This window comes from Cupriavidus sp. 21MJTG02-4, from assembly GCF_057798975.1.
In genome coordinates, this window is sequence record NZ_JBYOJP010000014.1 from 30,059 (window position 1) to 52,455 (window position 22,397).

Sequence of the window (22,397 nt, forward strand, 5' to 3'; positions counted from 1 at the left end):
TTCACCCGCCGCCATGAGCACGCCCACCTTCCGCATCGCCCCGTCCATCCTGTCCGCCGACTTTGCCCGCCTGGGCGAGGAAGTCCGCCGCGTGACCGAGGCTGGCGCCGACTGGATCCACTTCGACGTGATGGACAACCACTACGTCCCGAACCTGACGGTGGGCCCGCTGGTATGCGAGGCCATCCGCCCGCACGTGACCGCCCCGATCGACGTGCACCTGATGGTGCGCCCGGTGGACCGCATCATCCCGGACTTCGCCAAGGCCGGTGCCAATATCATCACCTTCCACCCGGAAGCCAGCGAACACGTGGACCGCTCGCTCGCGCTGATCCGCGACAACGGCTGCCAGGCCGGCCTGGTATTCAACCCGGCCACGCCGCTGCACCACCTGGACCACGTGATGGACCGCCTGGACGTGGTCCTGCTGATGTCGGTCAACCCGGGCTTTGGTGGCCAGTCGTTCATTCCCGAGACACTGAACAAGCTGCGCGCGGTGCGCCAGCGCATCGACGCCTACACCGCGCGCACCGGCCGCAAGATCCTGCTGGAGGTGGATGGCGGCGTGAAGGTCGACAACATCGCGGAGATCGCCGCAGCTGGCGCAGACACCTTCGTGGCTGGTTCGGCCGTGTTCGGCAAGCCCGATGCAGATGGCGGCTACCGCGGCATCATTTCCGCCCTGCGCGCCGAGCTGGCCAAGGCCGGCCAATGAGCGGCATGACGCTGCGCCGCACTGACTGGAGCGGCATCGAAGGCGTGATCGTCGACCTGGACGGCACCATGATCGACACCGCTGGCGATTTCCACGCCTCGATCAACGCCATGCTGCTGGCACTCGCGCACCGGTACCCCAACCTCGGGCCGGTGGCGCCGATGTCCGAACAGGACATCGTCAGCTTCGTCGGCAAGGGCTCGGAAAACCTGATCCGGCGCGTGCTGGATGCGCGCTTCCCGCCGCTGCACGCCAACGGCCTGTTCGCCGAGGCCTATGCGCTCTACGACCGCGAGTACCTCCGCATCAACGGCCAGTTCTCGCAGATCTACCCCGGCGTGCGCGAAGGCCTGGCGGCGCTGAAGGCGGCCGGCCTGCGCATGGCCTGCGTGACCAACAAGCCCTACAACTTCACCGAACCGCTGCTGGCCAAGACCGGGCTCGCGCAGTATTTCGAGCTGGTCTACGGCGGCGACGCGTTCCCGCTGCGCAAGCCGGACCCGTACCCGCTGCTCAAGGTGGCCGAGGTTTTCCACCTCGATCCGTCCGCCATGCTGGCCATCGGCGACTCCGAAAACGACGCGCAGGCGGCCCGCGCGGCAGGCATGGGCGTGCTGCTGATGCCCTATGGCTACAACCATGGCAACCCTGTACAAGGCGTCGACGCCGATGGTATAGTCGATTCCATTGCCCGCGTGGCAGAGCTTCTTGCTGCACACGAAGCGCGCTAGAAGCACGGTAAAAGCGCAGGCAATCAGATCTCTACAGCCCCTGAACACCTCAATGTTCTTCAACCGCAAACGCATCTCTTCTGGCAGTGATCGGCAGGCTTGGCCCTGGCGTCGCTGGCGCGCCTCCCAACAGGCGTAAAGTGCGTTCGCGAGTCCGCTGAAGGGCCTTCGTACCGAAGGCCTTTAGCAACCGGCCAGGGTGCCGGCATCCTTACCAGGATCCCTCTTCACTCCCCGCCAGCAAGCGTAGCCCCATGTGCTACGTTTAGCTCAGAACGCGCCACACGCCGCCCAGGCCGTGTGCGGTCTTGTCCGCAGTCTTCCCGCACCACGGTTCCCAATCCGGAGCTGGCCTTGTGCCGTCTCCCGCCCGAATTGCCGACACCGCGGCGCCGCGCCACCTGATAACGCCGCGCGCCGCAAACGAGGATCGACATGACAGAACTCGAATTCAAATCGCTGGCCGACCAGGGCTACAACCGCATCCCGCTGATCGCCGAGGCCTTTGCCGACCTGGAAACGCCGCTGTCGCTGTACCTGAAGCTGGCCCAGTCGCAGACGCGCGGCGTCAATACCTTCCTGCTCGAATCGGTGGTTGGGGGCGAACGCTTCGGACGCTACTCCTTCATCGGCCTGCATGCCCGCACGCTGCTGCGCTCCTACGGCAATCGCGCCGAAGTCGTGACCGACGGCAAGGTGGTGGAGACCCACGAAGGCAACCCGCTGGATTTCATCGCCGAGTTCGAAAGCCGCTTCAAGGTGGCGCTGCGCCCCGGGCTGCCGCGCTTCTGCGGCGGCCTGGCGGGCTACTTCGGCTACGACGCGGTGCGCTATATCGAGAAGAAGCTGGCCGACACGAAGAAGGACGATGACCTCGGCCTGCCCGACATCCAACTGCTCCTGTGCGAAGAGCTTGCCGTGATCGACAACCTGTCGGGCAAGCTCTACCTGATCGTCTACGCCGACCCGACCACGCCCGAAGCCTATCCGCGCGCGCGCCAGCGCCTGCGCGAGCTGCGCATGAAGCTGCGCCAGCCGGTCGACGTGCCTGTGACCAGCCCGTCCGTGCAGACCGATGTCTACCGCGAATTCGACAAGGCCGATTACCTCGCCGCCGTGCACAAGGCCAAGGAATACATCATGGCCGGCGACATGATGCAGGTGCAGATCGGCCAGCGCCTGACCAAGCCGTACCGCGACGCGCCGCTGTCGCTGTACCGCGCGCTGCGTTCGCTGAACCCGTCGCCGTATATGTACTTCTACAACTTCGGCGATTTCCAGATCGTGGGCGCCTCGCCGGAGATCCTGGTGCGCCAGGAATCGCGCAAGGTCGGCACCAACGGCGATACCCGCAACGAACACATCATCACCATCCGCCCGCTGGCCGGCACGCGCCCGCGCGGCAATACGCCGGAGAAAGACGCCCAGCTCGCCACCGAACTGCTCAACGACCCGAAGGAGATCGCCGAGCACGTGATGCTGATCGACCTGGCGCGCAACGATATCGGCCGCATTGCCGAGACCGGCACGGTCAAGGTCACCGACAAGATGGTGATCGAGAAATACTCGCACGTGCAGCACATCGTCAGCTCGGTCGAAGGCACGCTGCGTCCCGGCATGAGCAACCTGGACGTGCTGCGCGCGACCTTCCCGGCCGGCACGCTGTCGGGCGCGCCCAAGGTGCGCGCGATGGAGATCATCGATGAACTGGAGACGCGCAAGCGCGGCGTCTACGGCGGCGCCGTGGGCTACCTGTCGTTCGGCGGCGAGATGGACCTGGCAATCGCCATCCGCACCGGCATCGTCAAGGACGGCAACCTCTATGTGCAGGCCGCGGCTGGCATCGTCGCCGATTCGGACCCCGAAGCCGAATGGAGGGAAACCGAAGCCAAGGCGCGCGCCGTGATCCGCGCCGCCGAGCAGGTCCAGGATGGCCTGGACTCCGACATCTGAACAAGGGAGACAAGGCCATGCTGCTGATGATCGACAACTACGATTCCTTTACCTACAACCTTGTCCAGTACTTCGGTGAACTCGGCGAGGACGTGCGCACCTATCGCAACGACGAAATCTCGCTGGAGGAAATCGAGGCGCTCAGGCCCGACCACATCTGCGTGTCGCCCGGCCCGTGCAGCCCGAAGGAAGCCGGCATCTCGGTGGCCGTGCTGCAGCACTTCGCCGGCAAGGTGCCGCTGCTCGGCGTGTGCCTGGGCCACCAGGCCATCGGCGAAGCCTTCGGCGGCAAGGTGATCCGCGCCAAGCAGGTCATGCACGGCAAGGTCAGCACCATCGAGACCACGCAGCAAGGCGTGTTCTCCGGTCTGCCGAAGCACTTCGACGTGACGCGCTATCATTCGCTGGCGATCGAGCGCGAAACCCTGCCCGATTGCCTGGAAGTGACCGCCTGGACGCCTGACGGCGAGATCATGGGCGTGCGCCACAAGACGCTGGCCGTCGAGGGCGTGCAGTTCCATCCCGAGTCGATTCTTTCCGAGCATGGCCATGCGCTCCTGGCCAACTTCGTGAAGACGACGCGATGAGGCTGCTCGACACCCCCACCCCGTCCGTTTCCATCGCGCCGCCTGCCACCCAAACGACCGAGACCGCCATGACCATCACCGCCCAGGAAGCGCTGACCCGCTGCATCGAACACCGCGAGATCTTTCACGACGAGATGCTGCACCTGATGCGCCAGATCATGCAGGCGCAGATCTCGCCGGTGATGGCCGCCGCGATCCTGACCGGCCTGCGCGTGAAGAAGGAAACCATCGGCGAGATCTCGGCCGCGGCGCAGGTGATGCGCGAATTCGCCAACAAGGTCGACGTGGCGGACCGCGAGAATTTCGTCGATATCGTCGGCACCGGCGGCGACGGCTCGCATACGTTCAATATCTCGACGGCCTCGATGTTCGTCGCGGCCGCTGCCGGCGCGAAGATCGCCAAGCACGGCAACCGCGGCGTGAGTTCCAAGTCGGGCAGCGCCGACGTGCTGGAAGCGCTCGGCGTGAACATCATGCTGACGTCGGAACAGGTCGGCGAGTGCATCGCGCAGACCGGCATCGGTTTCATGTTTGCCCCGACCCATCACCCGGCCATGAAGAACGTGGCGCCGATCCGCAAGGAAATGGGCGTGCGCACCATCTTCAATATCCTCGGCCCGCTGACCAATCCGGCCGACGCGCCGAACATCCTGATGGGCGTGTTCCACCCGGATCTCGTCGGCATCCAGGTGCGCGTGATGCAGCGCCTGGGCGCGAAGCACGCGCTGGTGGTCTACGGCAAGGACGGCATGGACGAGGTCTCGCTAGGTGCCGCCACGCTGGTCGGCGAACTGAAGGACGGCGAAGTCCGGGAGTACGAGATCCACCCCGAGGACTTCGGCCTGTCGATGATCTCGAACCGCGGCCTGAAGGTGGCCGATGCGATCGAGTCCAAGGAAATGCTTCTCGAAGCGCTCGGCAACGTTCCCGGCACGCCGCGCGAGATCGTCTCGCTCAACGCGGGCACCGCGCTGTATGCCGCCAACGTGGCCGACTCGATCGAAGACGGTATCCGTCGCGCACGTGAAGCTATTGCCAGCGGTGCCGCGCGCGAGAAGCTCGACCACTTCGTGCGGGCCACGCAGCAGTTCAAGGCCTGAAACCAACTTATCGCCGGAAACGCCGCATGTCCGACATCCTGCAAAAGATCATGGCCGTCAAGGCCGACGAAGTCGCCGCCGCCCGCAAGAAGCGCGACCTGCCCAGCCTGCGCGCCGAGGCCGAAAGCCTGCGCAACGAGGCCGGCTTCGCCCCGCGCGGCTTCGAACGCGCGCTGCGCGAGAAGATCGCCGCCGGCCACGCCGGCGTGATCGCCGAGGTCAAGAAGGCCTCGCCGTCCAAGGGCGTGCTGCGCGAGAACTTCGTGCCCGAGGCGATTGCCGAGAGCTACGCCAGCCACGGCGCCGCGTGCCTGTCGGTGCTGACCGACGTGAATTTCTTCCAGGGCCACGCCGACTACCTGAAGCGCGCGCGCGGCGCCTGCCCGCTGCCCGCGCTGCGCAAGGACTTCATGCTCGACCTTTACCAGGTCTATGAAGCGCGCACCTGGGGCGCGGACTGCATTCTGCTGATCGTCTCGGCGCTGGACCCGGGCCTGATGGCCGACCTGGAAGCGTGCGCGCACGAGCTTGGCATGGACGTGCTGGTGGAAGTCCACGGCGGCGATGAACTCGACCGCGCGCTGCGCCTGAAGACGCCGCTGCTCGGCGTGAACAACCGCAACCTGCGCACCTTCGAAGTCTCGCTCGACAACACGCTGGAGCTGCTGCCGCGCATGCCGGCCGACCGCCTCGTGGTGACGGAATCCGGCATCCTGGGCCCGGACGACGTGAAGCGCATGCGCGATGCCGATGTCCACGCCTTCCTGGTCGGCGAAGCGTTCATGCGCGCGCCGGACCCTGGCGTCGAACTGGCCCGGCTGTTCGCGTAAGCCAACGGCAATGGCAATGGCACAGGAAATCGAACTCAAGCTTGCCGTACCTGACGCCAGTCTCGCGCCTGTCGCGGCGTGGCTTGACGCCAACGGCGAGGCGAAGGGCGAGCTCACTCTGCTCAACGTCTACCTCGACACGCCCGAACGCGACCTGGCCCGCGCGCGCGCCGCGCTGCGCTTGCGCTGCAAGGGCACTCAGTGGCTGCAAACGCTGAAGACCGCCGGGCAAAGCCAGGCGGGCCTGGCCAGCCGGCACGAGTGGGAAACCGAAGTCGCGGGCGAAGCCATCGAGCTGCAGCGGCTGCCGGACGAAGCGCGGGCGTTGCTGGATCCTCTGGCCGAGCGCCTTGCACCGGTCTTTCGCACCGACTTTGTCCGCCGCACCTGGATCGTGGAACAGGACGGCGCACAGATCGAGGCTGCGCTCGACAGCGGCGCCATCACTGCACCGGCCACGCACGCGCAGGAACGCATCCAGGAACTGGAACTGGAATGGCTGTCAGGCGATGAAAGCCGGGCCGCCGACGCGCTGCGCGCATTGGGCGCACGCCTGCAAGCCATTGCCGCGCTGACACCGTCCGATCTCAGCAAGGCCGCGCGCGGCTACCGGCTGGCCGGTGTCGCCAACGCCTGATAGCTTTCCTACTCACTGCGATTCCGCCTCCATTCGTACGCATGCAAGCTGACCTGTTCGCCCCTGAGACCGACACCGCAAGGCCGCGTGCAACCGCGACCGCCGGGCTGAACGCCCAGGCCGATGCCCTGCCCGCCGCCTGGCGCGATTTGCTTGCACCCTGCCTGACAGCGCCGGCCTGGCAGGAGCTGGCCAGCTTCGTCGACGGCGAACGCTCGGCCGGCAAGCCGGTCTTTCCGCACGAGGTCTTCCATGCGCTGCACCTGACGCCGCCCGATGCGGTCAAGGTCGTCATCCTGGGGCAGGATCCGTACCACGGCACCGGCGTGGTCGGCGGCGTGGAGTTGCCGCAGGCACATGGCCTGGCCTTCTCGGTACCGGACGGCGTGAAGGTGCCGCCGAGCCTGCGCAATATCTTCAAGGAAATCGCGGCCGAGTATGGCGACAGCCCGGCGCCGCGCGCGTCCGGCAATCTCGAAGGCTGGGCACGCCAGGGTGTGCTGCTGCTCAACACCGTGCTGACGGTGGAACAGGGCCAGGCCGCCAGCCATGCGCGGCGCGGCTGGGAGGCGGTGACCGACTGCCTGATCCATGCGCTGGCCGAAAGCCATCCAAACCTTGTGTTCCTGCTGTGGGGCAGCCACGCGCAGGCCAAGAAGCCGCTGCTGACGGCCAGCCACTGCGTGCTCGAAGCCCCGCACCCATCGCCGCTGTCGGCGCACCGCGGCTTCCTCGGCTGCGGACATTTCCGCGAAGCCAATCGTTGGCTGGAAGCGCACGGGCGTGCGCCGATCGACTGGCTGGCGGCCTGAGCGCCGCCTCTTCCTGCAGGCTCAAGTCGGCTCGTATGCACGTCACCCGAATTCTTTGCGATGCATCATGAGCTGATCAGAAAGTGGAAATCCCAGACTAGAATTCCGACCGCGCCCATTTCCGCCCTAAGTCGATTGCCTTATTTTTTGGCGAGCTTGGGCGTAGCAGATTCGTGATCCTCGCGCCCAAGATTGCCTGATACCCGCACGCCCCGACGGGCGTGCCGAAAAAGGAAATCGACAATGGGCGAGCGATGGAGTGATCCAGCAGCGCTGGTGACTGGCAGGCAAGCGTACTTTCTGGAAATCCGCAGCGCATCCAGCGCAAGCGGGCTTTCGGTGGCGTCGTTCAGGGCCGTGGAGCGTCTGGGCGAACCGTACGAGCTGACCGTCCAACTGACCCATCCACTGGAACTGGACCGGGCCGACTACCTTACCAAGCCGGCCACCTTTGTCATCCAGCCAGCGGATGGCAGCGAGCCGCGACGCTTCGCCGGACGCATCACCAGCTTTGCCAAGACCCGCCAGACGCAAGACTTCTGTGCCTACGAGATGGTGGTGCAGCCAGAGGTGGCGCTGCTTGGACTGACATCCCGAAGCCGTGTCTACCAGCACAAGAGTGCACCGCAGATCATCGAAGCCATCCTGCGAAGCCACGACCTGCTGGGACACCAGTTTGACTTCAAGACGCGGCGCCAGTACCCGGTGCACAACTTCAGATTGCAACACCAGATGTCCGATTGGGAGTACATCCGGCTGTTGATGGAACAGGAGGGGTTGTACTCTTACTTCGTACCCGGCAAGTTCGGCGAGATGATTGTATTTGGCGATGACATCGACCATTACATCTATCAGCCTGAATTGAGAGTGCCTTACCGCGAGACAGCGGGTCTGGAGGCCGGCATCGAAGCGGTGTTTGCCCTCCAGACCCATGCGAAAACGGTGCCGGAGTCGTTCCTCGCGGCCGACTACAACCCGGCCAAGGCCTACGAGCGATTCAGCGCCGAGGCCAACATCGCGCCCAAGGACCACACAACCTATGGGCAGCCTTACATCTACGGCACCCACCACCTCGATCAGGACAGCGCCAAATGGGAAGCGCAACTGCGCCACGAAGCCGCGCTGGCCCAACAGGTCATTTACGAGGGCGAGAGCAATGTGCTGGAACTGCGCCCGGCGCGCATCTTGCGCATGGACATCGCGTTGCCCGATGCGCCTAACGGGCAGGTCATCACCGAGGTCATCCACACCGGCGCTCGCGATGAGGCGTACCGCAACACATACAAGGCCATTCCCTCGGACCGGCGTTTCCGCCTGCCAATCAACGATGCGAAGTGGCCGCGCATGTCAGGCACGCTCAGTGGCCGTGTCACCTCGCCAGGCAAGTACAAATACGCGTACCTCACCAAGGACGGCCACTACGTCGTCCGCTTCGACCTGGACTTCGACGAGTGGCCCAAGGGTGACGAGAGCGTGCCGCTGCGCCTGGCCAAGCCCTTCGCGGGCGCCCTGCAGACGGGCTCCCACTTCCCGTTGATCGATGGAACGGAAGTGGCGATCGCCTTTCATGACGGCAATCCGAACCGGCCGTACATCGCGCACGCAATGCACAACAGCGAGCACGGCGATCTCGTCACCAACCAGCACCAGTGGCTGTCACGCAATGTCATTCGCACGCAGAGCAACAACAAGCTGCGCATGGAGGACTGGGAAGGCCAGGAGGGCATCAAGCTGTCCACGGAATACGGGGGGAAGACGCAGCTCAACCTGGGGTATCTGGTTGATGGCAAGAGGAAGAAGCGGGGGGATGGGTTCGAGTTGCGGACGAGTGGGCATGGCGCCGTACGCGGTGGTAAGGGGCTCTTTCTCTCGGCAGATGACCAGCCTAACGCTGGCGGTCCGCAACTCGACATGCAGAATGCCGATGACACGCTACGTCAGGCCATGGATCTCCTGCGTAACCTGAATGACTCCGCCAATGCGGCAAAAGCGTGGCTGGCCGAGATCGACCAGCAGCGCGACCTGATTGAACTGCGGCTTTCAAAGTTGCAGAAGCCGGTCCTCCTCGCCACCGCTCCAGATGGGGTCGGTATTGCAAGCGGTCAGAACATGCAGCTTGCAACGCGCAAACAGATGTTCATGACTGCCGGGAATGGCCTCGACATCGGGGTGTTCAAGCGCATCACCGCAGCAGCCGGAGAGCTGATTTCCTTGTTCGCAGCGAAGCTCGGTATCCGCATTTTTGCAGCAAAAGGCAAGGTCCAGGTGCAGGCGCAAGGTGATGCGCTGGAACTATTCGCACTGAAGGACGCCACGCTAAGTTCGTCCGAGGGCAAGGTCATGATCACGGCGTCCAAGGGCATCACGCTGGGCGATGGCTCCGGCGCGTACATCAAGATCGAACACGGCAAGATCATCCTTGCCAGCCCGAGTGGCGAGATTGAAGCCAGGGGTAACCTCAATGTCGACGGTCCTGCCGGGGGAAATTTCACGTTCCCCAACTGGACAAACGCGCCCGTCAAAGACATCAAGGGCGATATGAACTTCGGATTCTCTGAGTAGGCGACTCCATGGCGAATACCACACCGACCAACCCGCCCGATCGGCCCAATCCGCCACTGAAGTCGCTGCGGTTTGCCTTTCCGTTCCGCAAGAAGGCAGAGGGCCAAGGCAAAAATCCAGCCGAGATTACGGACGAACATGAATTCCATAAACTGCTGAAGAAGGAGCCATTGGGGTCCTATTCCATCAGCAGCAGAGGCATGTGGCACGGCGGTATCCATATCACCGAGGCTGGAGCCGGCCAGTCCCTGGATCTCAAGGGTGGCGTGCGTTGCCTCGCCGATGGCGAGGTCGTGGCATGGCGCATGAATCGGACATACCCGGTCAGCGAACTGCCCGCGCAGGGCGGTCAGCCTGCCATCAGCGCCCCGTATAGCACCGGCTTTGCCCTCGTGCGCCACGCGATGGAGTTTCCTCGTGGCACCAGCCTGACCTTCTTTAGCCTGTACATGCACCTGCAGGATTTCGCGGGTTACGAGAGCGAAAAGACCCTGCCAAAACCCCCGTACTGGGCTCCGGAATTCAAGGTCACCGAATTTGCCCGGGACAAGCCATTCCCAAGCCCGCATGGCAGGACCGCACCTGTCGAACAGAAAGGGCTACGAGTCCGCACGACCCATCCGCACGGAACACCCGTTTGCATCCTGCCTCAGGGGGCGCAGTTCAGCATCAGCGAACGGTCGGGCAACTGGGGAAAGATCAAAGACACGCAAGGCGCGCAGCCATACCCGCCCAAGGGAGACGGCTTCGTGGCGGCCGCCGCAGCCATCGGCGGATGGGCGTTCCTGGGCAGGGAGCACGGTGGAGAGGTGGTCAGCGAGATCATGCCGGACTTCGCCTTTGATCGGGTCGTCATCCCGCCGACGCCCATTAAGGTCAAGGCGGGGGATCTGATCGGCCATCTGGGACGCTACGACTCCCTCAACCAGCGCAGCTCGAACCGCATGGTTCATATCGAGGTGTTCTGTGGGGAGAACATCAAGATCTTTCTTCAGCAAGGGCGCGCATGGATTGACGAGCACGCATTCAAGACCGAGGACTGGAAGGAACTGGGGCTGCCCAGCGATCCCACGATCCTGCGAGTTGCCAAGGGCACGAAGCTGTATCACAAGGCATTTAACGAGGGAAACGACGCGCCCCGCACGGATGTCGTTCTGGTTCACAACTTTGCCGAACTAGCCAGGCGTCCGAACAACCCGCGCATGGAAACCACAGCGGGTAGCGATCAACTCAAGCTGAACTGGTGGAAGGTGGACGGAGCGAACATGCTGCGCAACGACATCAGCGGCTGGGTACGGGAGAAGAACTTCGCAGGCGGTCGGGTTACGCGCGAGTTTGCACAATCCTGGACCGACTTCGAGACGTTTGAAGACTCGCACGACCCTACGCATACGATGTTTGCTACTGCCAAGGCCTACGTGGCCTACGTGATGGGGGCGAACGTGCCGGAGCCTGCTGCGCTCGGCAAGCTGAGCCCTCTGATGGCCAAGGTCTATCGCGCCATTTGTTCAACCGGAGATGGCAGCCGCGCTGCTGATGAACTGTGCGACGCCGCCAAAGACCCGTGGCGGGCATGGCAGATGTCGCGCCTCATTATCAAGCACGAGAGCGAATGGGCCAATCCGGCCAAGTGGCAGCAGTTTATACAGGAAATTGAAAGGCAGACGGGGGTGAAAACCCAGCACGAGGCGGAGAAGAAGCGGATCGAGAAGCTGGCCTGGTGGGATGAGGTGAAGCCAGGTGTCTCTGATCTTCCGGAATCGGACGTGTTTCATATCCACCCGATTGGTCTGGTCGGAAACTTCACTGGGGGGTGTGACTGTAGATCTCGGTTTCTAAAAATCTCAAAGATAGTTTTGCTCAACGAAGGCGGCTACGTTAACGATCCACATGATTCTGGCGGGGCAACCAACAAGGGTATCGCGTGGGATACGTGGACAGCATACGCCAAATCCGACATCGGGGTGGACCCAACGCTAGATAATCTAAAGATCCTTACCGATGAGCAGGCGGAAGTGATTTACTTCAACAACTACTGGGAACCACGAGGATTTTGTGGGATAAAAAATGAGAAAACCGCATTGATCATATATGATTGGACTATAACGTCAGGAAAAGCCATAAAAAAGATTAAAGAAGTTCTTATCGATAAATACAAAAAAGAAATAGAAATAAACAACAGCATGTCATCCGACTTTATTGATGAAATCAATTCAATAGAAGACCAGGATGATCTAACAATCAATATAGGAGCAGCAAGAAAGAAATACTACACATCTCTGGCCTATGACTCCAGCGGGAAGGAAACCAAGAATCACAAATTCTTGAAGGGTTGGTTAGCCAGAGTTGATAGGTGCGTGGGCTATAAACAATAATTCCATGAATAAACTTCTACTTATTTCCGCAATTGTGCTGCTGACTTCGACGGCAGCTTTGCCGGCATCCTTCTCCGGAACATGGAACTGGTCGGCAGCCCCGCAGTCCAGGACTTTCTCCATCGATTTAAAGCAAGATGGCAAGATGATTGTCGGCCAATACTGCGCAGTCGCCTTAAATGGCGACAGAGTTGATTGTGATGATGAAACAAATCCCAACGTTCATGGTGAAATCGATTCATCGGGAAAATCAGCCACAGTTGAATTTTCTTCATTCTTTAACGCCAGACAAGGTAGAGCCACAATGCGACTTCACAAAGGCCGCCTGATCTGGAAAATTATAATCAGCCCACCTGGTGGTGACTTTTATGCGCCACATGATGCCATTTTGCAAAGAAATTGATTAAGTCTGCGGTGGACCTCCGTAACGAACTGATCATTTCGGTGAGCGAGGATGACGGGTGACTGGTATGCCACCGACGCGGAGGCCGGGTTGGTAAAACAGTCACAGCGAAGCTGTGTAATGAACCTTTAGATGTACTTCACAAATGAAAACCCTCCCATACGAAGGCGACTTCACCACCCACGGCGGTAAAGTCCTCAATGGCTCCGACCGCATCAAGGTAAATGGCCGCCGCACGGCCCGCGTCGGCGATCTCATGTCCTGCCCGATTCACGGCGACAATCCCGTCACATCCGGCAGCGCCGGGATGACGGATGCAGGCGTCCGGCTGGCGCGCGATGGAGACGCCACCCAATGCGGAAGCGTGCTAATTGCCCGCTCACGCGGCGCGACGGTGCGATAGATGCCGGTTGATTTCCACCGAGTGCCGCTGCAGGTGTTGGTGCCGGCACCGCCACGTCCATCGGTACTGTTCTGGTCAGCGCTACTCCTCGTTGTCCTCGGTGCGGCGATCGCACTCACAATTGTCCTGTGGCCGCCTGACAAGTCCACCAACGTGCCGCTGTTCTGGCTCTGTTGCCTCGTTTATCCATGTGCCCTCTGGTCGTTCTGCCTTGCGCTGTCGCTGGGCTATGGCCACATGCGACGCGATACCGCACGAGCCGACAACCTGGCTAGAGACAAGATCGAAGCGCAATGTCACGAGGAGGCGAGCAGGCCGCTATCCGTGCTCGGGCATGCATGGCGCTTTGCTGGCGACAGGGACGCCAACGACCTCGAATGCGTCGTCAGTGGCACCACTCGACTGAGTGTTCGGCCAAGCGGGGCCGATCCGGACAGCGATGTTCACGCCCGCTGGCTGGAGATCCCCGGAAAGCCGTTCTATCCGGGCAACGTGTTAGGGGAGCACCAGCGTCATCGCGTTGTGAGCGAATGGCTGCTCGCCGAATTGATGGGGGAAATCGCGCCTAGGCTGGAAGCATTGCCGGCGGGCTGTGCCCTGCAGGTTCATTTAAGTCTTCAGTCCTTGTTGGACCCCCAAGATGTCGGCGCCGATTTGAAAAAGCTTCTGCTGGCCAAGGCCCCTGCATTGCGAGTCACTGCAACGTCGAGCGCCGAGGATCTACCGCTTTCAGAGGTGGACAAATGGCACGACGGTATGAGGACCAACGATGCGCAACTGCTCATCGCTATTCAACTTCGCCGTGCCATCAGCCGACGCCTGGTCGACGGCGAGGCGGAAGCCGGTGTCGCCCTGCTGCTTGGGCCCCCAGGCGTCGCCTGCCCATCCGTGCCGGCGCCCGCACTGAGACTTCATCGGCCCGCCACTGGCGCTGCGGCCAAGGCTCTAAATCTCGCCACGCGTTGGGCAAAGGCCGAGGCAGCCCAAATCGGGGCAGTCTGGTGCCATTTGCCCACCGAAGAATTGGTGCAGGAGCTCAAGTCCTTGCCCGACTACCAGCAGACCCAGTGGATTGATATCTGCGAATCCGTCGGAAACTGCGCTGGCGCCGGTGCGTGGCTGGCTACCGTACTCGCCATCGCGCACACATTCCGCACATCATCTCCCCAACTCGTGCTGTCCCAGGACGGTCACAACATGATTGCCCTCGTGTGCAGGAAGCAGATATGAGCGACCACAAACCCGTATCGCCGGCAGGTATCTTTCTCGGGATTGCCATGTTTATCATCTACGTTGCGCTGGCCGTCAGCGCATGGGCGCTGCGACCGGCATGCGCGACACCTGAAGGCGAACCCCGACTGGAAGATCGCGTCACGCCCTGAACTCGTCGCTGGCGCACGCCAGACGCTGCTGGCGGTGATCGGCGCGCGCAACGCGCAGGACACGGTCTACCAGCAGATTCTGGACGGCATCGGCAGCAAGTATCCGGACCAGACCCTCGCGTCGCTGACCCTGGGCACCGACACGCGTGGACTGTTGCGTGCCTCGGCCATCGTGCCCGGGGTTTTCACCCGCCAGGCTTACGAGGGCTACATCGCGGATGCCATCGAAGAGGCCGTTAAGCGCCGCGACGTAAGCACCGACTGGGTGCTGGCCGGTGCCCAAGCGGGTAGTAACCAGCCGAACCAGTCCGCCGACGAACTGCGCGCGGCGCTGACGCAACAGTACTTTGCCGACTATGCCGAGCGATGGCAGGACTTCATGAACGCGCTGCAGTGGGAGCCTGCTCCTAAGCTGCCAGCGGCAATCGGGCAGCTCAAGTTGTTAGCCGATGCGCGCCAGTCGCCGGTGATCGCGCTGATGAAGGCACTGGAATACCAGGGTGGCGCCGGTATGCAGAAGCCGTCCCTGTCGGACGCGCTGGTGAACAAGGCGAAGGACATGCTCACCAGCAAGAGCGACACCTCGCACGCTGCCAAGGCCGAGCCGGTCGGACCGCTGGATGCGGCCTTCGGGCCGGTGCTGCGCCTTGTGGGCCAATCCGGGCAAGGCACTGCCAACAGCGACCTGAGCTTGCAGCGCTTCCTCGACCGGGCCACCGCCCTGCGTCTGCGGCTGCAACAGGTCAATGGCAGCCCCGACGCTGACGAGCAGGCGCGCCAGTTGGCGCAGGCGCTGTTCCAGGGGAAGGGCTCGGAGCTGGCAGACACGCGCGCCTATGCCGAACTGATGGCAGCCAGCCTCGGCACCGAATGGGCCGGCATGGGCGAAACCCTGTTCGTGCGCCCCATCACCCAGGCGACACAGACCATCGTGCTGCCCGCGCAGGCGAGCCTGAACGACCTGTGGAATCGCGCCGTGGTCGGCGACTGGAACCAGTCCTTTGCCGGACGTTATCCGTTTGCCGACACGGTCAACGATGCCTCGTTGCCGGAGTTTGCCCAGTTCGTGCGCCCGCAAGGGGGCCGCGTCCAGGCGTTCCTGACCACCCAGCTGGCCGGCGTCCTGGAACTCCAGGGCAATCAATGGGTCCCGGCCGTCGGGGCGCGGGGCATCGCCTTTGACCCGGAGTTTCTGAAGTTCATCAACCTGATGCAGCGCATCGGTGCCCGCCTGCTGGTGCAGGGGGAGCCGCAGTACCGCTTCGAACTCAAGCCCGTGCCGACGCCGGGGCTGACAGATACCGTGCTGATCATCGACGGCCAGAAGCTGCACTACTACAACCAACGCGAAAGCTGGCAGCGTATGGCGTGGCCGTCGAACCATCTGCCGGACCTCGGCACCCGGCTGCAGTGGCAGACCGAAAACGCGGGGACGAACAAGAGCTACGAGTTTGCCGGACGCTTCGGGCTGCTGCGCATGCTCGCGCGCGGACACATCCGGCAGGTCGATGGCGCGACGTATCAGATTGGCTGGCCCGCCGTACCCGACACCGACACCGACACCGGGACCGTGGCAATCGGGGCGGACACGGACAAGGTGCCCGAAATCCAGTTCCAGATGCGCAGCGAGTCCGGTGCCGGGATGCTGGAACTGCTTTCCTTGCTCGGCCTCAGGATATCGCCACGCGTGTTCCTGGACGCGCGCGCGGGGACAGTGGCCGATGCCGCGCCGTCGGCCAGGCGTTCCCTGTCCCGACGAGCCCAATGAAGGACGCACGCAACAGCGATAGACCTGCGCCGGCCGCGGCAAGCCACGCTTAAACCGTCGGCCGTAGATCAAAATCCTCGAACCTTCCCTGCCCCGGCTCCACGTCCACATGCGTGACCTGCGAGGCCGGCGGACCGGACTGCATCCAGTCGCGTAGCGCCTCCAGCTGCAACACCGTGCCGGCAGCCATGACTTCGACCGTGCCGTCGGTCCGGTTGCGCACCCAGCCCTTGAGCCCCAGCGAAATGGCCGCCTGCGCGCAGCCCGCACGGTAGCCCACGCCCTGCACGCGCCCATGCGCCGTCATGTGCCAGGTTTCCATGGCATCTTCCTCCTTGACCGCGTGCCGGCGGACCCGCTACACCGGCATGTCATCCACAAGACGTAAACTAGACGGCTGTCCCAGGCGTTACCAGAGAATGCACGCCACAAGACGTGATGCCGCCGGCACCCAGCCATCAGCCAGGTCCCTTCCATGGGCCGCCCCTTCCGCGCCGGTCACCGCCATGCCGGCTGCGCCAGCCCACCAAGCGCCATGATGCAGCAACCCGCCAACGACAACCCGGCCACGCCCGCACCCGGCTATGACAGCCAGCTGCTGACCGCGCCGCCCAACCGCTTCGACTTCGCGCTGCTGCCGATCCTCCTGGCGATCATCGTCATGGTGGCGTTCGCCGCACAGCAGATGAACGTGCCGTTCGTGCCTGGCGAGCCGATGACGGTGCACCTCGACATCGCCTACCTGCCCTACTACCTGATGCGCACCAGCATCCGCATGCTGGCCGCCCTGGCGGCGTCGCTGGTGTTCTCGCTTGGCTTCGCGGCGCTGGCGTCGAAGAATCGCACGGCCGAGAAGGTGCTGGTGCCCGCGCTGGATATCCTGCAATCGATCCCGGTGCTGGGCTTCCTCTCGATCACGGTGACCGGCTTCATCGCGCTGTTCCCGGGCAACCTGATCGGCGTGGAGTGCGCGGCGATCTTTGCAATCTTCACCTCGCAGGCCTGGAACATGGCCTTCAGCCTGTATCAGTCGTTTCGCACCATCCCCGGCGACTTGCTCGAGGCGGCGGCCATGTTCCGCCTGTCGCCGTGGCAGCGCTTCTGGCGGCTGGAAGTGCCGTTCGCCATGCCCGGCCTGCTGTGGAACATGATGATGTCGATGTCCGGCGGCTGGTTCTTCGTAGTGGCGTCGGAAGCCATTTCGGTGTCCGGCCACGATATCCGGCTGCCCGGGATCGGCTCCTATATCGCGCTGGCCATCCAGCAGCAGGACCTGGCCGCCATCGGCTGGGCCATCGTCGCCATGCTGGTCGGCATCCTGGTGTATGACCAGCTGCTGTTCCGCCCGCTGGTGGCATGGGCCGACCGCTTCCGCTTCGAGACGCTGTCCCAGGACAAGGAGCCCGAGTCGTGGCTGCTCGACCTGCTGCGCCGCTCGGAATGGGTGCGGGCCTTGCTGGTGCGCACGGCGGCGCTGGCCGAGCGCACGCTGGCATGGGGCGCGCGTCGGCAAGGCCGCGTGCCCGCCGAACCCGATCCGCGCCGCGCGCAATGGCGCGAGCGCGCCGGCAATGCCGTGATCCTGCTGGTGGCGCTGGCCGCGCTGGGCCGCGTGATGTACTTCGTGCACAGCGAAGTGGGCCTGGCCGAGGTCGCCCATGTGGTGTGGCTGGGCACGCTGACCATGGTGCGGGTGATCCTGCTGATCGCGCTGGCGGCGGTGATCTGGGTGCCGATCGGCATCCGTATCGGCCTGAACCCGTCGGTGGCCCGCATTGCGCAGCCGGTGGCGCAGTTCCTGGCGGCCTTCCCGGCCAACCTGATGTTCCCGCTGGTGGTCATGCTGATCGTGCGCTTTGGCCTGAATCCGGAAATCTGGCTCAGCCCGCTGCTGATCTTCGGCACGCAGTGGTACATCCTGTTCAATGTGGTGGCCGGCGCCTCGGGCATCCCGACCGAACTGAAGCTGGCGGCGCGCAATTTCGGCCTGCGCGGCTGGCTGCTGTGGAAGCGCTTCCTGATCCCCGCGGTGTTCCCGAGCCTGCTGACCGGGCTGGTGACGGCGGCCGGCGGTTCGTGGAATGCCAGCATCGTGGCGGAATATGTGACCTGGGGCGACCGCACGCTGGTCGCCACGGGGCTGGGCAGCTATATCGCCGAAACCACCGCGCGCGGCGATTTCCCGCGCATCGCGCTGGGCATCGGCGTGATGGCGCTGTTCGTGGTCGGCTTCAACCGGCTGCTGTGGAACCGCCTGTATCAACTCGCGCAGGAGCGCACCCGCTTGTAAGGCAACGATGGCAGAAAACCAGAACCCCGCCGTCACGGCACCGGCCGTGATCGAACTGCGCGGCGTCTCCAAGATGTTCCGCACCGCCAGCCGCAGCGACCGCGCCGTGCTGGAAGGCGTCGACCTGACGCTGCGCGAAGGCGAAATCGTGGCCATGCTCGGCAAATCGGGCTCGGGCAAGTCGACGCTGTTGCGCATCATGGCCGGGCTGGTCGGCGCCGACCGCGGCGATGTGCAGTTCCGCGGCAGCCGCCTGAACGGCACGGCCGAAGGCATCGCCATGGTGTTCCAGTCGTTCGCGCTGTTCCCGTGGCTCACGGTGCAGCAGAACGTGGAACTCGGGCTGGAAGCCCAGGGTGTGCCCAAGGCCGAACGCGCGCGCCGCGCCGAGGCGGCCATCGACATGATCGGGCTGTCGGGCTTCAATGGCGCGCTGCCGCGCGAGCTGTCCGGCGGCATGCGCCAGCGCGTAGGCATCGCACGCGCGCTCGTGACGCAGCCCGACCTGCTGCTGATGGACGAAGCGTTTTCCGCGCTCGACGTGCTCACCGGCGAAACCCTGCGCGACGAAATGCTGGACCTGTGGGAGAGCGGCCGCGCCAATATCCGCAGCATCCTGATCGTTTCGCACAATATCGAGGAAGCGGTGATGATGGCCGACCGCATCGTCATCCTGTCGAGCGATCCGGGCCGCATCCGCGCCGAAGTGCGCGTGCCGTTCCCGCGCCCGCGCAACCGCGATGCCGCCCAGGTGCGCGCGCTGATCGACGAGGTCTACATGCTGATGACCTCGCCCGCGGCGCCCGAGCCGCGCGTGCCGGCACTGGCACCGTCGCGCCAGATCGGCTACCGGCTGCCGGACGTGGACATCAGCCAGATGGACGCCATCCTGGACCTGCTGTCGGAACCCCCGTTCAATGGCCGCGCGGACCTGCCGCACCTGGCCGACGAGGCCGGGCTGACCGACGACGACCTGCTGCCGGCCTGCGAAGCCTTGCAACTGTTGCAGCTCGCGCATATCGAGCGCGGCGACATCACCACCACCGGGACCGGCCGCGAATATTATGCGGCCGAGCCGAACGAGCGCAAGGCCATGTTCGGCCGGCAATTGCTGGGGCATGTCGCACTGGCCACGCATATCCGGCGCGAACTGGAAGCGTCGGAAGACGGCGAAGTCGGCGAAGAGCAGGTGCTGCGCGAGCTGGAAGCGTTCCTCAAGCCGGAGGAAGCTGAGCGCGTGCTGTCCGTGGCGATCGACTGGGGGCGCCATGGCGAGGTGTATGAGTACAGCTATAACAGCGGGATGCTGACGTTGCCGAGGGAGGAACAGGAGGAAGGGGAAGCTGGCGTAGAACGATAACCTGACAACCTTCTGACGCGTGACTCCCCTCTCCCATGCATGGGAGAGGGGTCGGGGGTGAGGGTTGGCGTGTCTCGATGCGATGCGATGGGCTGGACTTCGTAGAGGGGCCGGGGGTGTAGTCGGCTCCTGCGCCGTTCCTCAGTCCCGCATCCGCATTGCCCGCCCGATCGCGCCGGTGCGCAGCGCGATCTTGGCCGCATCCTCGCGCAGCGCGCGTAGCCGGCGCTCCAGCACCGCATTGGCCGGGCGCCCCGTGGAGCTGGCCGTCGGGCCGGCTTCGTGGACGGACTCCCTTGCCGCCGCGGCATGCGCGAGCTCATCGGCACGGCGCCGGTCGGCGGAATCGGCCAGCCGCGCACGCCGGTCATCGGCGTGTTCGGGCGGCGGCCCTTCCGGCAGCGAGTCTTCCAGCGACGGGCCGGCGGCACTGGCCACCGGCTCGGCGGCGCGGATAAAGCCGGCGCCGCGGCTACCCGTGCGGTCGTCCGCCGCCAGCCGTTCGACGGCCAGCTGCAGGCTGTGGCTGGCCGCCTCCGTGGCCTGTTCGATCGCGGCTTCCGCCGCGGGAATATCGAGTTCTTCGTAGTGCTGCCGCACCTGGATGCGCGCCGCCGCCACATGCGCCGCCACCAGGTAGTTCTGCACGATGAAGCGGTTCAGGTTGTCCACGGCACGGTGCCGGCTCTTGGGCTCGTCGAGCATGCGCTGGAACGAGCCGATCAGTGCCGACAGCGCATCCATGAACTGCTTGCGCTGCACGCGGTAGGCAAAGTCGTCCTTGGCTCGACGCAGCAGCAGGTCCCGTGTGGCTACGATGTAGCGGCGGTTGGCCTGCAGCACGTTCTCCACCAGCTTGGGAATGGCGCGATATTCCCAGCTTGGCAGCACAAAGCTGAACAGCGAGGCAATGATGCCGCCGATCACCGTATCCACCAGCCGCTCGCCCGCGGCATTCTGCGTGCTCGGCATCAGCAGGTTGATCTGGATAAGCACCTGCACGCAGGCCGCGATCGCCGTATAGCGGTACTTGATGGTGACGAACGCCGCGCTGGCCACCAGCGCCAGGAACAGGAAACCGAGCAGGATCAGCGGCTCGTGGAACACCTTCAGGATGCCCACGGAGATGATGCAGCCGATCAGCGTGCCGATCACGCGGTCGTTGTAGCGCTGCTTGGTCATGCTGAAGTTGGGCTTCAGGATGACGATGATGGTCAGCAGGATCCAGTAGCCGTGCGAGGCGTACGGCACGTGGTCCGCGATCCACAGGCCGAGCGCCACCGCCATCGAGATCCGCAGCGCGAAGCGGAACGCGGGTGCGCGCCACCTGAGGTTGTCGCGCAGCACGCCGAGTTCGTATTTCTGGCGCGTGAGGAACGGCGTCATGTCGGCCCCAGGCAGCACCTTGGCCGGCTCCACGGGCGTGCGCGACGCCTCGTGCAGCTGCCCGACCAGCGTGATGGCGCCGCGGATCATGTCCAGGGTATCCACCAGCGCCGTCATGGCTGCGGGAGGGATGTGGTGGTGGCGCAGCTGGGCAATCTCGGCCTCCACTGCGTGCAGCCCTTCGCGATAATCCACCGCGGCATAGGACGGGCGCCCGCGCGTAACCTCGTAGGCGATTTCCTCCACGTCCTCGCACATCAGCATCACCAGCTTGCGCAGGTGGTCCAGCACCGGCGTGCTGCCGAAGGTCCGGCGCAGCAGCGGATAGTCGGTGTTGGTCGACAGGATGTACTCGTACAGGTCCAGCATGCGCAGGTGCACCTGCACCAGCAGCCCGTCGTGCGGCGTGCGGTTGCCGCGCAGCACCAGGTCGCGCGCGGCCTGCTGGCGCTCGGCCACGACGATCTGCTGGCGCACCAGCTGGTTGAACTGGGCCTCGTAGTCATTGCCGGCGTCGTAGAAGCGGGCCTTGACCTCCAGATAGCTGGCCATCTCGTACAGCGACTCGGCCAGGATCTGCTGCTTGGTCCGGCGCTCGTTCACCCAGCTCACGAGCATGGCGTACGCCAGGTAGGCCACCGCGCCGACGACGAACAGCGCCGTATGCTCCAGCGCGCGGCGCACCACGAAGTCCTCGTTGATGGTCAGCGTCATCACGAACAGCGTGGAGAACTGCAGCGGCAGCGTCTTGTTGCCGTACACCGTCATCATGCCGGCCATGAAGGTGACCAGCACCAGCACGAACGGCATCACGCGCGGAAACGGCGTGGTCAGCGCCACCAGCAGCGTGACGGCGCCGCACAGCAGCACGCTGGCCAGCATCTCGTTGAACTTGTGGTTCAGCGGGCTGGGCAGGTCCATCAGGCTGGTGCACAGGGCGCCCATCGACACCACCATCGCGGTCGGCAGGTCGGCGAACTGCAGGGCGATCAGCGTGGCGCCGATCACGCCCGTGGCCGAACGCAGGCCACGGTAGACATAGTGCGAATAGACGAAGGTGCGGGGGTCGTGCGCGTATTGCATGGACGCGTGGCTGGGTCAGG

17 protein-coding genes and 1 pseudogene are annotated in these 22,397 nt (G+C 64.0%); 16 read left to right on the forward strand and 2 right to left on the reverse strand.

The window, feature by feature from the left end:
• The first annotated feature begins 13 nt into the window (after positions 1–13).
• From rpe to AC3FKH_RS24530, 14 genes and pseudogenes are all read left to right on the forward strand, one after another.
• Positions 14–715, forward strand: coding sequence for a ribulose-phosphate 3-epimerase (gene rpe, locus AC3FKH_RS24465; RefSeq protein WP_488678377.1), 702 nt, complete (start codon positions 14–16; stop codon positions 713–715).
• Complete coding sequence (gene gph / locus AC3FKH_RS24470; RefSeq protein WP_488678378.1) at positions 712–1,446, forward strand: phosphoglycolate phosphatase; 735 nt, start codon at positions 712–714, stop codon at positions 1,444–1,446. The genes rpe and gph overlap by 4 nt, the downstream gene beginning before the upstream one ends.
• Before the next feature lie 435 nt (positions 1,447–1,881).
• The gene (gene trpE, locus AC3FKH_RS24475) at positions 1,882–3,399 is read left to right on the forward strand and encodes an anthranilate synthase component I (RefSeq protein ID WP_488678379.1); all 1,518 of its coding nucleotides are present in this window, start codon (positions 1,882–1,884) and stop codon (positions 3,397–3,399) included.
• A 17-nt stretch (positions 3,400–3,416) separates the two neighbouring features.
• Positions 3,417–3,986, forward strand: coding sequence for an aminodeoxychorismate/anthranilate synthase component II (locus AC3FKH_RS24480; RefSeq protein ID WP_488678380.1), 570 nt, complete (start codon positions 3,417–3,419; stop codon positions 3,984–3,986).
• A gap of 68 nt (positions 3,987–4,054) precedes the next feature.
• A complete protein-coding gene (gene trpD, locus AC3FKH_RS24485) occupies positions 4,055–5,086 on the forward strand; it encodes an anthranilate phosphoribosyltransferase (RefSeq protein WP_488678381.1) in 1,032 nt (343 codons plus the stop codon).
• 26 nt (positions 5,087–5,112) lie between these two features.
• A complete protein-coding gene (gene trpC / locus AC3FKH_RS24490) occupies positions 5,113–5,916 on the forward strand; it encodes an indole-3-glycerol phosphate synthase TrpC (protein WP_483730488.1) in 804 nt (267 codons plus the stop codon).
• A 16-nt stretch (positions 5,917–5,932) separates the two neighbouring features.
• The gene (locus tag AC3FKH_RS24495) at positions 5,933–6,553 is read left to right on the forward strand and encodes a CYTH domain-containing protein (RefSeq protein ID WP_488678382.1); all 621 of its coding nucleotides are present in this window, start codon (positions 5,933–5,935) and stop codon (positions 6,551–6,553) included.
• Between the two features lie 41 nt (positions 6,554–6,594).
• Entirely contained in the window at positions 6,595–7,365 is a 771-nt protein-coding gene (locus tag AC3FKH_RS24500) for a uracil-DNA glycosylase (RefSeq protein WP_488678383.1), read from the forward strand.
• 243 nt (positions 7,366–7,608) lie between these two features.
• Positions 7,609–9,927, forward strand: coding sequence for a type VI secretion system Vgr family protein (locus AC3FKH_RS24505; RefSeq protein ID WP_488678384.1), 2,319 nt, complete (start codon positions 7,609–7,611; stop codon positions 9,925–9,927).
• A gap of 8 nt (positions 9,928–9,935) precedes the next feature.
• Complete coding sequence (locus tag AC3FKH_RS24510) at positions 9,936–12,302, forward strand: glycosyl hydrolase 108 family protein (protein ID WP_488678385.1); 2,367 nt, start codon at positions 9,936–9,938, stop codon at positions 12,300–12,302.
• A 4-nt stretch (positions 12,303–12,306) separates the two neighbouring features.
• Entirely contained in the window at positions 12,307–12,705 is a 399-nt protein-coding gene (locus AC3FKH_RS24515) for a hypothetical protein (RefSeq protein WP_488678386.1), read from the forward strand.
• 145 nt (positions 12,706–12,850) lie between these two features.
• Positions 12,851–13,108, forward strand: a complete 258-nt coding sequence (locus AC3FKH_RS24520) for a PAAR domain-containing protein (RefSeq protein ID WP_488678387.1) — start codon at positions 12,851–12,853, stop codon at positions 13,106–13,108.
• Complete coding sequence (locus AC3FKH_RS24525) at positions 13,109–14,338, forward strand: hypothetical protein (protein WP_488678388.1); 1,230 nt, start codon at positions 13,109–13,111, stop codon at positions 14,336–14,338. It abuts the gene before it with no gap.
• Positions 14,339–14,437: 99 nt separating this feature from the next.
• Positions 14,438–16,258, forward strand: a pseudogene (locus tag AC3FKH_RS24530) (ImcF-related family protein); the annotation flags it as partial.
• Between the two features lie 49 nt (positions 16,259–16,307).
• Here the strand turns inward: AC3FKH_RS24530 and AC3FKH_RS24535 are convergent.
• The gene (locus AC3FKH_RS24535) at positions 16,308–16,580 is read right to left on the reverse strand and encodes an acylphosphatase (protein ID WP_488678389.1); all 273 of its coding nucleotides are present in this window, start codon (positions 16,578–16,580) and stop codon (positions 16,308–16,310) included.
• Positions 16,581–16,796: 216 nt separating this feature from the next.
• On the opposite strand from AC3FKH_RS24535, the gene AC3FKH_RS24540 reads away from it, so the two are divergent.
• Together AC3FKH_RS24540 and AC3FKH_RS24545 are read left to right on the forward strand one after the other, a co-directional pair.
• On the forward strand, positions 16,797–18,548 hold the full coding sequence (locus AC3FKH_RS24540) for an ABC transporter permease (protein ID WP_488678484.1): 1,752 nt from the start codon (positions 16,797–16,799) through the stop codon (positions 18,546–18,548).
• 7 nt (positions 18,549–18,555) lie between these two features.
• The gene (locus tag AC3FKH_RS24545) at positions 18,556–19,908 is read left to right on the forward strand and encodes an ABC transporter ATP-binding protein (RefSeq protein ID WP_488678390.1); all 1,353 of its coding nucleotides are present in this window, start codon (positions 18,556–18,558) and stop codon (positions 19,906–19,908) included.
• 141 nt (positions 19,909–20,049) lie between these two features.
• On the opposite strand, the gene AC3FKH_RS24550 is transcribed toward AC3FKH_RS24545, so the two are convergent.
• Complete coding sequence (locus AC3FKH_RS24550; RefSeq protein ID WP_488678391.1) at positions 20,050–22,377, reverse strand: FUSC family protein; 2,328 nt, start codon at positions 22,375–22,377, stop codon at positions 20,050–20,052.
• Between the last annotated feature and the right edge of the window lie 20 nt (positions 22,378–22,397).